Annotated in this window: 10 protein-coding genes; 8 read left to right on the top strand and 2 right to left on the bottom strand. The window is 71.3% G+C overall.

All coding sequences use genetic code 11. The features are described from left to right. Positions 1-44 precede the first annotated feature (44 nt). The 4 genes from ABFX50_RS31820 (at position 45) to ABFX50_RS31805 (ending at position 4,817) form a co-directional block, all read left to right on the top strand. Positions 45-1,208 (top strand): allantoate amidohydrolase, encoded by a 1,164-nt coding sequence (locus tag ABFX50_RS31820; protein ID WP_183648835.1) that lies wholly within the window; start codon positions 45-47, stop codon positions 1,206-1,208. After that, positions 1,205-2,530, top strand: coding sequence for a formimidoylglutamate deiminase (locus ABFX50_RS31815; RefSeq protein WP_346151506.1), 1,326 nt, complete (start codon positions 1,205-1,207; stop codon positions 2,528-2,530). The genes ABFX50_RS31820 and ABFX50_RS31815 overlap by 4 nt, the downstream gene beginning before the upstream one ends. Beyond that, complete coding sequence (hutI, locus tag ABFX50_RS31810; RefSeq protein ID WP_346151504.1) at positions 2,527-3,699, top strand: imidazolonepropionase; 1,173 nt, start codon at positions 2,527-2,529, stop codon at positions 3,697-3,699. The genes ABFX50_RS31815 and hutI overlap by 4 nt, the downstream gene beginning before the upstream one ends. 182 nt (positions 3,700-3,881) lie before the next feature. Beyond that, complete coding sequence (locus tag ABFX50_RS31805; RefSeq protein WP_183648826.1) at positions 3,882-4,817, top strand: sigma-70 family RNA polymerase sigma factor; 936 nt, start codon at positions 3,882-3,884, stop codon at positions 4,815-4,817. Between the two features lie 7 nt (positions 4,818-4,824). Here the strand turns inward: ABFX50_RS31805 and ABFX50_RS31800 are convergent, their stop codons facing one another. Both ABFX50_RS31800 and ABFX50_RS31795 read right to left on the bottom strand, forming a co-directional pair. Next, a complete protein-coding gene (locus ABFX50_RS31800; RefSeq protein WP_346151502.1) occupies positions 4,825-5,466 on the bottom strand; it encodes a class I SAM-dependent methyltransferase in 642 nt (213 codons plus the stop codon). A 75-nt stretch (positions 5,467-5,541) separates the two neighbouring features. Further along, entirely contained in the window at positions 5,542-6,480 is a 939-nt protein-coding gene (locus ABFX50_RS31795; protein WP_346151500.1) for an ABC transporter substrate-binding protein, read from the bottom strand. A 241-nt stretch (positions 6,481-6,721) separates the two neighbouring features. Between ABFX50_RS31795 and ABFX50_RS31790 the strand changes: the two genes are divergently transcribed. From ABFX50_RS31790 to ABFX50_RS31775, 4 genes are all read left to right on the top strand, one after another. Beyond that, the gene (locus ABFX50_RS31790; RefSeq protein ID WP_346151498.1) at positions 6,722-8,065 is read left to right on the top strand and encodes an ammonium transporter; all 1,344 of its coding nucleotides are present in this window, start codon (positions 6,722-6,724) and stop codon (positions 8,063-8,065) included. Further along, entirely contained in the window at positions 8,062-8,400 is a 339-nt protein-coding gene (locus ABFX50_RS31785) for a P-II family nitrogen regulator (protein ID WP_183648817.1), read from the top strand. Before ABFX50_RS31790 ends, ABFX50_RS31785 begins: the two co-directional genes overlap by 4 nt. A 184-nt stretch (positions 8,401-8,584) precedes the next feature. Beyond that, a complete protein-coding gene (locus ABFX50_RS31780) occupies positions 8,585-10,813 on the top strand; it encodes a [protein-PII] uridylyltransferase (RefSeq protein WP_346151496.1) in 2,229 nt (742 codons plus the stop codon). Between the two features lie 238 nt (positions 10,814-11,051). Next, positions 11,052-14,084, top strand: coding sequence for a sensor histidine kinase (locus ABFX50_RS31775; RefSeq protein ID WP_346151495.1), 3,033 nt, complete (start codon positions 11,052-11,054; stop codon positions 14,082-14,084). Positions 14,085-14,100: the final 16 nt, after the last annotated feature.

Raw genomic sequence — 14,100 nt, 5'->3', positions numbered from 1 at the left:
AGTCGGCATGCCCGTGAATGGATTCATTCACTAGAGTGAGGGGCATGCTGGACGAACTCGCGCACATCGGACGAGACCCCGCCACCCATGGCTACGTGAGAGATGCGTGGTCGCCCGCCGACCTGGAGCTGCGCGAGTGGTTCGGGCAGGAGGCCGCTCGGCGCGGCCTCGACCTGCACGACGACCGCAACGGCAATCTGTGGGCCTGGTGGGGCGATCCCGACCGCGAGCCGGGCGTGGTGACCGGCAGCCACCTCGACTCCGTACGGCAGGGCGGCGCGTTCGACGGCCCTCTCGGGATCGTGTCCGCCTTCGCCGCGCTCGACCGGCTCAGGGAGCGCGGCTTCGCCCCCGCCAGGCCGATCGGCGTCGCCTGCTTCACCGACGAGGAGGGCGCCAGGTTCGGCGTGCCCTGCATGGGCTCGCGGCTGCTGACCGGCGTGCTCGATCCTGGCAGGGCGATCGGGCTCAGGGACGACGCGGGCGACACGCTGGCCGACGTGCTGCGCAGGGCGGGAAGGAAGCCCTCGGCGCTCGGCAGGGACGACGAGACCCTCTCGCGGGTGGGCGTCTTCGTCGAGCTGCACGTCGAGCAGGGCAGGGGCCTGGTCGAGACGGGCGCGCCCGTCGGCGTGGCCAGCGCGATCTGGCCGCACGGCAGGTGGCGCTTCGACTTCCACGGCGAGGCCAACCACGCCGGCACCACGCGCCTGGAGGACAGGGACGACCCGATGCTCGCCTACGCCCGCGCGGTGCTGGAGGCGCGTGAGGCGGCGGGCAGGCACGGGATCGTGGCGACGTTCGGCAAGGTGAGGGTGTCGCCCAACAACGCCAACGCCGTCCCGGGGCTCGTCTCGGCCTGGCTCGACGCCAGGGGGGCCGCGGAGAAGGACGTGCGGGCGCTGGTGGAGGAGCTGTCGCGGGGGCAGAGGGTGAGCGAGGAGTCGTGGACCCCCGTCGTCGACTTCGACGTGCCCCTGCGCGACAGGCTGGCCGCCGTCGTCGGCGAGGAGGGGCCCGCGCCCGTGCTGCCGACCGGCGCGGGACACGACGCGGGCATCCTCGCCTCCGCGGGCGTCGCCGCGGCGATGCTGTTCGTCCGCAACCCGACAGGCGTCTCGCACTCGCCCAGCGAGCACGCCGAACCCGACGACTGCGCCAAGGGCGTCGAGGCCCTGGCGGACGCACTGGAGGAGCTGGCCCGATGACCGTCTACTGGTGCGAGCGCGCCCTGCTTCCCGACGGCGTCGCCGACGGCGTCGTGGTCCACGTGGAGGGACGGCGGATCGCCGCCGTCGAACGGGGAGAGCGGCAGGGCGTCGTCCTGGAGGGGCTGACCGTCCCCGGGCTCGCCAACGCCCACTCCCACGCCTTCCACCGGGCCCTGCGCGGCGCGACCCAGGCAGGCAAGGGCGACTTCTGGACCTGGCGCGACCAGATGTACGACCTGGCGGGCGTGCTCGACCCCGACACCTATCTCGACCTGGCCAGGGCGGTCTACGCCGAGATGGCGATGGCGGGCGTCACCTGCGTGGGCGAGTTCCACTACCTGCACCACGGGCCTGGCGGCGTGCCGTACGACGACCCCAACCAGATGGGGCACGCGCTGATCCAGGCGGCGCGCGAGGCGGGCCTGCGCATCGCGCTGCTCGACACCTGCTACCTGACCGGCGGCGTCGGCACCGCTCTGAGGGGGGCGCAGGTGCGCTTCGGCGACGGCAGCGCCGTGGGGTGGGCGGCGCGGGCGGAAGAGCTGGCCGCCGCCTACGACGGCCACGAGGACGTGGAGATCGGCGCGGCCATCCACTCCGTGCGCGCGGTGCCGCCCGAGCAGATGGGCGTGGTGGCCGAGTTCTCCCACCGTCACGCGGCGCCGCTGCACGCCCACGTCTCCGAGCAGCGCGCGGAGAACGCCGCCTGTGTGGAGCGCTACGCCGCCACCCCTGTCCAGCTGCTGCACGAGCACGGCGCCCTCGGCCCCCGCTCGACCGCCGTGCACGCCACCCACCTCACCGACGTGGACATCGAGCTGCTCGGCCAGTCGCGCACGCACGTGTGCATGTGCCCCACGACCGAGCGGGACCTGGCCGACGGCATCGGCCCCGCCCGCCCGCTGTTCGAGCGGGGCTCGCCGATCACGCTCGGCTCCGACAGCCACGCGGTGATCGACCTGTTCGAGGAGGCACGCGCGGTCGAGCTGAACGAGCGCCTGGCCAGCCAGAAGCGCGGTCACTGGCGCGCCCACGAGCTGCTGAACGCCGCGACCGGCGCGGGCCACGCCTCGCTGGGCTTCCCCGACGCGGGGATGCTGGTCCCCGGCGCGTGGGCCGACCTGGTCTCGGTCCGCCTCGACACGGTCCGTACGGCAGGCGCGACACGCGAGACGGCCGTGGAGTCCGTCGTGTTCGCCGCGACGGCCGCCGACGTGCACAGTGTGATCTCGGGAGGCCGCAGGATCGTCGAGAGCGGCCGCCACGAGCTGGGAGAGGCCGGGCAGATGCTGAACGAGGCGATGGGAGCCATCAGGTGAGCGAGCGAAGCATCCTGATCGACGGGATCGGGTCGCTGTTCGACGGGGACACCGAGCACCATGACGCCGCGCTCGTCATGCAGGGAGAGACGATCGCCTGGACGGGGCCCTCCAGCCAGGCGCCCGACGCCGACGAGAGGGTGGACGCCGGCGGGCGCTGCGTCATCCCCGGCTTCGTCGACAGCCACGCCCACCTGGTCTTCGCCGGTGACCGTACCGCCGAGTTCAACGCGCGGATGTCGGGACAGAGCTACACCGCGGGCGGCATCCGCACCACGGTCGCCGCCACCAGGACGGCGGGCGACGCCGAGCTGGCCACCAGGGCCGCCGCGCTGGTCGCCGAGATGGCGGCGCAGGGCACCACGACCGTCGAGATCAAGAGCGGCTACGGGCTGACGGTCGAGGACGAGCGGCGCTCGCTGGAGATCGCCACCTCGCTGACCGACGAGACCACCTTCCTGGGCGCGCACGTGGTGCCCGCCGACACCGACCCCGACACCTACGTCAGGACCGTGACGGGGGAGATGCTGCGGGCCTGCGCGCCGTACGCGAAGTGGGTGGACGTCTTCTGCGAGCGCGGGGCCTTCGACGAGGACCAGACGCGCGAGATCCTCCAGGCGGGCATCAAGGCGGGGCTGCTGCCGCGGGTGCACGCCAACCAGCTCACCGAGGGTCCAGGCGTGCGCATCGCGGTCGAGCTCGACGCGGCCTCCGCCGACCACTGCACGCACCTGTCCGACGCGGACGTGGACGCGCTGGCCTCCTCGGGCACGGTCGCCACGCTGCTGCCCGGCGCGGAGTTCTCCACCCGCTCGCCCTATCCCGACGCGCGCAGGCTGATCGACGCGGGCGTCACCGTGGCGATCGCCACCGACTGCAACCCCGGCTCCTCCTTCACCTCGTCGATGCCGTTCTGCGTCGCGCTGGCGGTGAGGGAGATGGGGATGACGCCCCTGGAGGCGGTCAGAGCCGCCACCCGCGGCGGGGCGAGGGCACTGCGCCGCGACGACGTCGGCAGGCTGGCTCCCGGCGCGCGGGCCGACGTGGTGCTCCTCGACGCGCCCTCCTACGTCCACCTGGCCTATCGTCCCGGCGTCCCTCTCGTTCACACAGTGTGGCGCGGAGGCGAGCGGACGGCCGCGCCTCATCCCTTGGTCGTAGGCGCGTAAACCCTTTCCTGATGGGCAGGATGGGCGATCACGCCGGTCCTGCGAGCGCGGGACGGGATGCCTCTCCTCCCTGAGGAGGAGGAGCAGAACCGTCCTGTGGTCGTAGTTCTTTTGGGAATCTTTGCTTCGGACCGGACGTTGGCGGGGTATAGAACGCAGCTGCGGGAACGAGGTGCCTGGGGATGGCAAGGCCGACGGGGAATCGCACGGCGGAGGTCACTGATCGTGACCTGCTCGGGACCTATCTGGCGGAGATAGGCAGGGTCCCGCTGCTCACTGCGGAAGAGGAAGTGGAGCTCGCCAAGCGGATCGAGGCGGGCCTGTTCGCCGAGCAACTGCTCGACAGAGGTGGTTCCGAGCCGCGCATCGGGGACGCGGCCGACGAGGAGCTCGAGCGCCTGGCGATCTCGGGCCAGCGGGCCAAGGACGAGTTCATCCAGGCCAACCTGCGCCTGGTCGTCGCCGTGGCCAGGAAGTACTCCGGCAGGGGAATGCCGCTGATCGACCTGGTCCAGGAGGGGAACCTGGGCCTGGTGCGCGCGGTGGAGAAGTTCGACTACCAGCGGGGCTACAAGTTCTCGACCTACGCCACCTGGTGGATCAGGCAGTCGGTCGGGCGAGCCATCCACGAGCAGGCCAGGCCGGTGCGGCTGCCCACCCACGCGGGCGAGCAGATGACCAGGCTGATGCGGGTGAGGCGCGACATGCTCGCCGAGTTCGACGCCGAGCCCACCGACGACGACCTCGCCAAGGTGCTCGACCTGCCGATCGAGCGGGTGCGCGAGCTGCGCCGCTGGGCCGCCGACCCCGTGTCGCTGCAGCTCGGCGTCGGGGACGAGGACGAGACCGAGCTGGGCGACATGATCGCCGACGACACCTGGGCCGACCCCGAGCAGCAGGCGATCGACATCCTCGAGCGCGAGCGCCTCGACGACTGGCTGACCGGCCTCGAAGGGGTCACGAGCGAGATGCTCCGCTGGCGCTACGGGCTGATCGACGGGCGCGAGCACACGCTCACCGAGGTCGGCGAGCGCTACGGCATCGGTCGCGACCGCGCCCGCCGCATCGAGCGCGACGCCCTTGCCCGCCTGAGGAAGATGGCGACCGCCGCGGCCTGACCAGGTCTCAGCGGCGAAGAGGGCGGCCCGCGTAACGGATGCCGGTCGCCCTGATCAGCCCCGCGTCGATCGCGGCCCGCTCGCCCGCGCCGCCGTCCCGCTCGGTGAAGAAGTAGGGGCCGCGCTCGACGGTCAGCGGCTCGAACCAGCGGCCCAGCGCCGTCTCCAGCTCCGCCCCCGAGTGCAGGCCCTCCTCGGCGGCCCAGCCGCCGAGGTAGGCCTCCCACGGCTGCCCGGAGGCCGCCCAGCCGTCCCTGTGCCGGTGCAGCCAGCTGTCGTCCTCGTCGGACAGGCGCGAGAAGCACCAGCGGGCGGTGTCCTCGTCGAACAGCTCCCTGGCCCACTCCACGACCACGAAGACGCCGTCTCTCGTCAGCGCGCCCGCCACCTTGCCGAAGACCTCGTCCAGGTCGTGCACGTGGTGCAGTGACGTGCAGGCCACGAGCGCGTCCACGGGCCCGTCCGGTTCGTACTCCTCGAACTCCATCCGGTGGTACAGCGGGCCCTCGGGCGCGACGGGGTCGACGCCCGTCGCGCCGTAGCCGGAGGCGAGCAGGTCGGGCACGAACCCGCCGAGCGGGCCGCAGCCGATCTCGACCACCCGTGCGGGAGCGGGCGGCAGGTGGTCCCGTACGAAGTCCCAGTTCATGCGCCTCAGCATCGTGCGGCTCCCGGCATGCGCACAACTGCGGACACAACAGCTCCGCCATGCGGGCGAGGTATGTCAGGCCAGGGGAGTGAGGTACTTCTCCAGGTCGTCGAGGATCTTCCCTGCGGCCGTGACGCCGATGCCGAGCATCCACACCTCGTCGTCCACGCCGTGCGCGGTGCCCTTCTTGACCGCGCCCAGGTTCTTCCACAGCGGCCCGCCCGTCACCTCGGCCTGGCTCCGCGCGGCGGCGTCGCCGTACGCGCTGTAGAACAGGGCGTCGCCGTCGGCCTGCGCGATGTTCTCCTGGCTGAGCTTGCCGAACCGCTTGTCCTCCTGAGCGGCCAGCCGCTGGACCTCGGGCCTGGCGATGCCGGCGTCGCCGAGCACGATGCCGCTGAAGGACTCGGGGCCGTACATCCTGATCTCGGTGGGCATGAACCGCACGATGCTCACCTCGAGCTTGGAGAACTTCGCGCCCACCTGCTTGGCGCGGCTCTCGTAGGCGGTCATCAGCTGCTGGGCCTCGGCCTTCTTGCCGAGGGCCTCGGCGTCGAGGAGGAAGTTCTCCTTCCAGGTGACGCCCACCTTCTCGGTGAACACCGTAGGCGCGATCTTGCTGAGCTTGTCGTAGAAGGGCGCCTGGCGGAACTTGGTGCCGAGGATGAGGTCGGGCTTCAGCGCCGAGATGGCCTCGAGGTTCGGCTGCTGGAGGGTGCCGACCGACGTCGTGGCCGACAGCGAGGAGCCGAGGTAGGCCGGCCACTTCTGGCTCTCCGACGCCTGGGCGGCGCCGACGGGAGCCAGGCCGAGCGAGACCATCGTGTCCAGCTTGTCGGTGTCGAGGACGACGACCCTCTTGGGGGTTTCAGGCACCTTCGTCTCGCCCATCGCGTGCTTGATCGACCGCGTCGGGCCCGTCGCGCTCCCTTCCTGGGCTGAGGCGCCGCAGGCGGCGAGTGCGAGGGCGGACAGCAGGGCGGCGGCCGTGACTCTGGCCAGGCGGAAGGTCATCTGAATTCCTTGATCACTAAGGTTAGGCAACCCTAAGTGTAGTACCGGAGTGTCCGAAACAACCGCGAAACACCCCGCCCGCGAGTTTCACGAACGTGAAACATACGCGGTCAAACCACGAAACGGCGGAAGACCACGCTGTGGCAACACGTCAGTGCGCAGCCCGGTCGACGGTGCCCTGGAGGCGATCACTGCGACTCGGAATACGGGCCACACGCCAATCTGAAGGAGGGTCGCGTCGATGATCGATAGCGGCACTACCGCCTGGATGCTGGTATGCACCGCCCTGGTGCTGCTGATGACTCCGGGCCTCGCGTTCTTCTACGGGGGCATGACGAGGGCCAAGAGCGTCCTGAACATGATGATGATGTCGTTCGTCAGCATCATCGTCGTGACGGTCGCATGGGTCCTCTACGGATACTCGCTGGCCTTCGACCAATCGAGTAACGGCACCCTCAACTTCCTCGTCGGCGGACTGGACAACCTCGGCCTCAGTGGCGTGTTCAACGCCGTCTACGAGGGCCTGGTCCTGCAAGGTGGCCAGGTCACCGCCGAGGCCGCCGCAGCCGACAACTTCCCGATGATGGTCTTCTCCGCCTTCCAGCTGACCTTCGCGATCATCACGGTCGCGCTGATCAGCGGCGCGATCGCCGACCGCGCCAAGTTCGGCGCGTGGGTGCTGTTCTCGCTGGTGTGGGCGACCGTCGTGTACTTCCCCGTGGCGCACTGGGTCTGGGGCGGCGGCTGGCTCGGCCAGCTCGGCATCGAGGACTTCGCCGGCGGCACCGTGGTCCACATCAACGCGGGAGCGGCGGCCCTGGCCCTGGCCCTCGTGCTCGGCAAGCGCCAGGGCTGGCGCAAGGAGCCGATGCGCCCCCACAACCTGACGCTGGTCCTGCTCGGCACCGGCCTGCTGTGGTTCGGCTGGTTCGGCTTCAACGCGGGCTCCGAGCTCGCCCCCGACCAGACCGCGGGTCTGGCCTTCATGAACACCCAGATCGCCGCCGCCGTCGCGGCCGGCGCCTGGATGGTGGTGGAGAAGCTGCGCGACGGCCACGCCACCACCCTGGGCGTCGCCTCCGGTGCGGTCGCCGGTCTGGTCGCCATCACCCCCGCGTGCGGCTTCGTCGACCCCTGGGCCGCCGTCGTCATCGGTCTGCTGGCCGGTGTGGCCTGCGCCTACGCGGTGGGCCTGAAGTACCGCCTCGGCTTCGACGACTCGCTCGACGTGGTCGGCGTGCACCTGGTCGGCGGTGTCATCGGCGCCGTCTCGCTGGGCTTCTTCGCCGCCTACCCCTTCCTCGAGCAGCAGAACGAGGGCCTGTTCTACGGCGGCCCGATCAGCCAGCTCGGCCTGCAGGTGCTCGGCCCCGTCGCGGTCGGCGGCTACTCGTTCGTGATCTCGTGGATCATCGCCAAGGTGATCGACAAGACCATGGGCTTCAGGCTCGACGCCGACAGGGAGGTCGCCGGCATCGACATCACCACCCACGCCGAGACCGGCTACGACCTGGGCAGCGTGCACGCCTCCGGCGTGACCGCGTCGTCGCCGCTCGCCACATCCCCGAAGAAGGTGGACGCATGAGGCTCATCACCGCGGTCATCAAGCCCTTCAAGCTCGATGACGTGAAGGCCGCGCTGGAGCAGTTCGGCATCAAGGGCATGACGGTCAGCGAGGCCAGCGGCTACGGCCGCCAGCGCGGTCACACCGAGGTGTACCGCGGCGCCGAGTACCAGGTCGACCTGGTGCCCAAGGTGCGCCTGGAGGTCCTGGCCGAGGAGGACGACGCCGAGGAGGTCATCGACGTGATCGTCAAGGCCGCTCAGACCGGCAAGATCGGTGACGGCAAGGTGTGGTCCGTCCCCGTCGACACCGTGATCCGGGTACGCACCGGAGAGCGCGGTCCCGAGGCCCTGTGATGGATCCGCAGCGCAGCGAGGACATCCGTCGCAGGGCGGCGTCCGGGCGGAGCTCGGCTATGGGCCCTGTGATGGATCCGCAGCGCAGTGAGGACATCCGTCGCAGGGCGGCGTCCGGGCGGAGCTCGGCCATGGGCACAGTGATGGATCCACGGCGCAGCGAGGGGTTCAGCCGGAGGGCGGGGTGAGAGCGGACGCCCGTTCGTTCGCCTCGGCCCGCAAGGAGCGGGTCGCGGACACCGACCGATGGCTGAAGGACCTCCTTCGCACGGCGAGTCCGGGCGGCGAGGGCGTGGCCCTCGTCGCCGTCGGCTCCCTCGGCAGGGGCGAGCTGGCCCCCGGCAGCGACCTGGACCTGGTGCTGCTGCACGACGGCGGGGAGGACATCGCCAGGATCGCCGACCGGATCTGGTATCCGATCTGGGACTCCGGCATCGGCCTCGACCACTCGGTCCGCACGGTGGACGAGGCCGTGAAGGTCGCGCGCGAGGACCTCAAGGCGGTGCTCAGCCTCATCCAGGCCAGGCACGTCGCGGGGGATCCCGAGCTGACCAGGAGGGCCCGCGAGGCGGTGCTGGCCGAATGGCGCGCCGACTCCCGCCGCAGGCTGGCCGAGCTGCGCGAGGCTGCCGACAAACGGGCGGAGAGCACCGGCGAGCTGGCCTTCCTGCTCGAACCCGATCTCAAGGACGGCCGCGGAGGGCTGCGCGACGTCCAGGCCATGCAGGCGGTGGCCGCCGCGTGGGTGGCCTCCGCCCCCGGGCCGCGCGTCCGCGAGGCCTACGAGCTCATCCTCGACGTGCGCCACGCGCTGCACGTCGTCACCGCCCGCGGCGCTGACCGCCTGGTCCTGCAGGAGCAGGACGCGGTGGCGGGCACCCTCGGCCTGCTGGACGCCGAGGCCCTCATGCGCAGGCTCGCGGAGGCGGGCAGGACGATCTCCCACGCCTTCGACGCCACCTGGCGCACCGTTGACAGACTGCTGTCAGGGCCCGTGCCGCGCGGCCGCCGTCCGCTGGCCGACGGCGTGGTCGAGCACGCGGGCGAGGTGGTCCTGGCCCGCGGCGTCAACCCCCGTACCGACCCCGTGCTCGTGCTGCGGGCCGCGGCCGCCGCCGCCGAGTCCGGGCTGCCGCTGGCTCCCGCCACCGTGTCGATGCTGGCCAGTCAGTCGCCGCCGATGCCGGTCCCGTGGCCTGACGAGGCCCGTGACGCGCTGGTGGCGCTGCTGGGCGCGGGGCGCGCCGCCGTCCCCGTGTGGGAGGAGCTGGACCAGGCGGGCATCCTCGTCAGGTTGCTGCCCGACTGGGAGCGCGTACGGCACCGCCCTCAGCGCAACCCGATCCACCGCTTCACCGTCGACAGGCACCTCATCGAGGCCGCCGCCAACGCCGCCTCCTACACCCGCGAGGTCTCCCGCCCCGACCTGCTGCTGATCGGCGCGCTGCTGCACGACATCGGCAAGGGCTGGCCCGGCGACCACTCGGCGACGGGCGAGGTCGTCGTGCGCGACATCGGCCTGCGCCTGGGTCTGTCGTCGCAGGACGTCGAGGTGCTGGCCACGGTGGTCCGTCACCATCTGCTGCTGCCCGAGACCGCCACCAGGCGTGATCTGGACGACCCCGTGACGATCGAGAAGGTCGCGGGCGCCGTCGGCTCGCGCGAGGTGCTCGAGCTGCTCGCCGCGCTCGCCGTCGCCGACGGCCACGCGACGGGACCGGCCGCGTGGAACTCGTGGAAGGCCTCGCTCGTCGCCGATCTCGTGCGCAGGGTGCGCAGGGCGCTGTCGGGCTCGCCGCTGCCCCCGCCCCCGAGCCTCTCGCCCGCCCAGGCCGTCCTCGCCAGGCACGGCGGAGGGGCGATCCGGGTCAATGGGACCAACGTCACAGTCGTCGCTCCGGATCGCCCAGGACTACTGTGGCGAGCGGCCGGTGTGCTGGCCGCGCACCGCATGGTCGTCAGGTCGGCCTCGGCCGCCTCCGCGAGTTCCACGGCCGTGATCGAGTTCTCCGTCGTCCCCGAGTACGGCACGCCGCCCGACCCCGCCACTCTCGAGGCCGACCTGCGGCTGGTCCTGGCCGGACGGCTCGACATCGAGCAGCGCCTGGCCCGCCGTATCCGATCTGTGCGGCCGGCGCGGGTGCCCGTCGCCCCGCCCAGGGTGACCCTCCTGGAGGAGGAGTCCGCGACGGCCACCGTTGTGGAGGTCCGGGCCCACGACCGACCGGGCCTTTTGTGGCGGATCGGCAGATCATTTGGTGAATGTGGGCTTGACGTGAAAGCCGCTCGCGTAGAGACTCTCGGCGCGGAGGCGGTTGACGTCTTCTACGTGGTGGACCGCGCCGGACGCCCCCTCAGCGACGACGCGCAGCGGACTCAAGTCCGCGATCACGTGCTCGCCGCGCTGCGATAACCAACGGCACACAGTCTGCGGTCACATTTGTAACGATTGTGTCCGTTTTGCCTGGTACGAGAGTTGCTGCGGATACGTTGTGGGTCGAAATTATGGGTCTTTTCTGATTCCTGTTGCCAAGCAGGATGCTTGAGGGGTAACGACGGCTGTGACGACGGGGAATACCGAAGGCGGACGTGCCGCCAGGCGGGACCGCGGAAAGCGGTCGCTGCCACGAATGGGGCTGCGTAACTGGCGCGTGAGATCCCGTCTCACCGCGCTGATCCTGGTGCCCACGATCGCCGGCGTCGTTCTCGGCGGTGCCCGCGTGGTGGCCTCGGTCGACAGCATCGGCGAGTACGAGCGCACGGTGGTCGTGGCCGAGCAGGCCACCCATCTACGCGATCTCATCCAGTCACTCGGTATGGAGCGTGACACCGGCGGCTGGTTCTACGCCACGAAGCAGCGCAGGCAACTCAAGAAGCCTTACGAGGACAGCAAGGACGTCGTCGACAAGCAGGTCAAGGTCGTCACGGCCGACCTCGCCGCGATGGACGCCAGCTACGGCCCCCGCGTCGAGCAGGCGGCCAAGCTGGCCGCCGCGCAGCTCAAGTCGCTGTCGGGCATCAGGGCGCAGCAGCGCGCCAGGCCCGACTCGGCCGCCTACCGCTACCTGGTCGAGCAGCTGGTCCGCGTACACGAGGAGCTGAGCCTCCTCAACAACGACCCGCAGATCCTCGGTGACTTCCGCGCCCTGACGGTGCTGGTGAAGGCCAAGGAGGAGATCTCCAGGCAGCGGATCATGCTGCTGGAGTCGTACTACGGCTCCTCCAAGGTGGACGCCCAGCGGGTCACCGACTTCATCGCCGCGGGCGCCCAGCAGTGGCAGCTGCTCAACAGCTTCACCGCGGACGCGGGCGTCACCAGGAGCACCAAGCTCATGGCGGGCATGAAGAACGACAGCGACGTGGTCAGGGCCGAGCTGTCCAAGGCCCGCGCCATCCGCCTGACCAACGACGGACCCGCCTTCCAGGCCAGGAACCTGCTGGCCGACCCCAACGAGTGGTTCGAGGACAACGCCAAGGCCATCGCGGTCCTGGAGAAGGCCGAGTCGAACACCGACCCCAAGAGCCCAGGCCTGGCCCAGGCCGTGACCACGCGGGCGCAGGAGCTGCAGAGCGCCGAACTGCGCACCGCGCTGCTCGTCGGCGCCGCCATCGTCGGTCTGCTCCTGCTGGTGCTGGTCTTCACCGTGCTCATCGCCCGCTCGATGGTCACCCCGCTGCGCCGGCTGCGCAGCGAGGCGCTGGAGATCGCCGGATTCAGGCTGCCCGACGTGGTGCGCAACCTGCGCGTCTCGGGCAACGCCACGGCGCCGGAGATCGAGCCCATCGACGTCGACGGCAAGGACGAGATCGGTGAGGTGGCGCAGGCCTTCGACGAGGTCCACCGGCAGGCCGTACGGCTCGCCGCGGAGGAGTCGGAGCTGCGCAGCAACATCAGCGCGATGTTCGTCAACCTCTCCCGCCGCACGCAGACGCTGGTCGAGCGGCAGATCTCGCTGATCGACGGCCTGGAGAAGGGCGAGCAGGACGGCAGCCGCCTGGCCGACCTGTTCAGCCTCGACCACCTGGCCACCCGCATGCGCCGCAACTCCGAGAACCTCCTGGTCCTCGCGGGCCACGAGCCCGCGCGCAGGCGCAGCCAGCCGGCCAAGCTGGTCGACGTCGTGCGCGCCGCCCTGTCGGAGGTCGAGGACTACGAGCGGGTGCAGGTCAAGGTGCACCGCGCCACCTCGGTGATCGGCAGCGCCGCCAACGACCTGGTCCACTTGGTCGCCGAGCTGGTCGAGAACGCCATCCAGTTCTCGCCCAAGAACAGCCAGGTCGTCGTCTCCAGCAGCATCATCGAGGGCGGCGGAGCGCTGCTGTCGGTGAGCGACCAGGGCATCAGCATGACCGACGACGAGCTCGCCGAGGCCAACAGGCGTCTGGCCGAGCCGCCGGTCGTGGACGTGTCGGTGTCGCGGCGCATGGGCCTGTTCGTGGTCGGCCGCCTGGCCCTGCGCCACGGCATCCGGGTGCAGCTGCGCAAGGGTGAGGGCAGCGGCCTCATCGCCATGGTGCTCCTGCCGCCGCCGCTCCTGCCCGACGCCAGCCAGCCGCCGCCTCCGCAGCGGCCCGCCTTCGGCGGCTCCAGCCCCGCTCCCGCCTTCGGGGCGCCCGCCCAGAACGGCGCGTTCGCCGCGTTCGACTCCTTCGACTCGACCGGATGGGGCACCCAGCCGCCGAGGCAGGGGCTCGGCGCCTTCACCGCCGACACCGGCGGCGACAGCGGCTTCTTCCGCCAGCCGCCCCAGCAGGGCGGGCCGCACCCGTCGTTCCCGAGCATCGACCTGAGCGCGATGCCGAACCTGGACCAGACGGCGCCGCATCCCGGCGGCTCGCACCCGTCCTTCCCCAGCCTGGAGCAGCCGGGCCAGCACTCCTTCCCCAGTGCCGACAACGGGCTGCCGCGCCGCGCGCCCCGCTCGGGTGACACCGGGGCGTTCGGGACGCCGCCCCGCTCGGGCGACACCGGCTCCTTCGGCGCGCAGGGCCGTCCTGAGGCCTTCGGGACGCCGCCCCGCGGCGAGCAGCCCGGGGTCTTCGGGCCGCCGTCGCGCGCGGGTGACAGCGGCGCCTTCCCGACGCCGCCACCGCGCGGCGGGGACACCGGCGCCTTCCCGACGCCGCCGCCCCCGATGTCGGCGCCGTCCTACCCGTCGGTGGAGCGGTTCGCGCCGTGGGAGACCAACGCCCCCTCCATGCCCGCGGTGGACAACTCGCCGCTGGAGCAGGAGCAGGAGGAGTTCCTGCCGATCTTCGCCTCGGTGGAGTCCGCCTGGTTCCGCAGGCCCGAGGAGAGCGCCGCACCCGCGGCCTCCTCCCCTCAGGCCCGCAAGGAGCCGAAGTACCACATGCCCGAGGCGCAGGCGCCCGCGCAGGCCGTACCCTCTGAGGGTGACCTGTGGAGGACCCCCGCCGACGCAGGGTGGCAGGCGGCGGCCGCGGCCAGTGACCCCAGCCTCGGCGGGATCACCGCCGCCGGGCTCCCCAAGCGCACCCCCAAGGCGAACCTGGTCCCCGGTACGGCGGGCCAGCCGCCCCAGCAGATGACCCCGATGCCGCCGGTCTCGGCGGATCGGGTCAGAAACCGGATGTCCAGCTTCCAGCAGGGCGTCCGAAGGGGTCGCGCGGAACTGAATGACGAGTCCGCCCCTAACGGGCTGGATAAGGAGGACAAGGCGTGAGCGAGCGTCGCGAGCG

Source organism: Nonomuraea recticatena, from assembly GCF_039533245.1.
Lineage (GTDB): Bacteria > Actinomycetota > Actinomycetes > Streptosporangiales > Streptosporangiaceae > Nonomuraea > Nonomuraea roseola.
The sequence above is the reverse complement of the archived record's forward strand: the minus strand, read 5'-3'. Positions and strand labels throughout refer to the sequence as shown.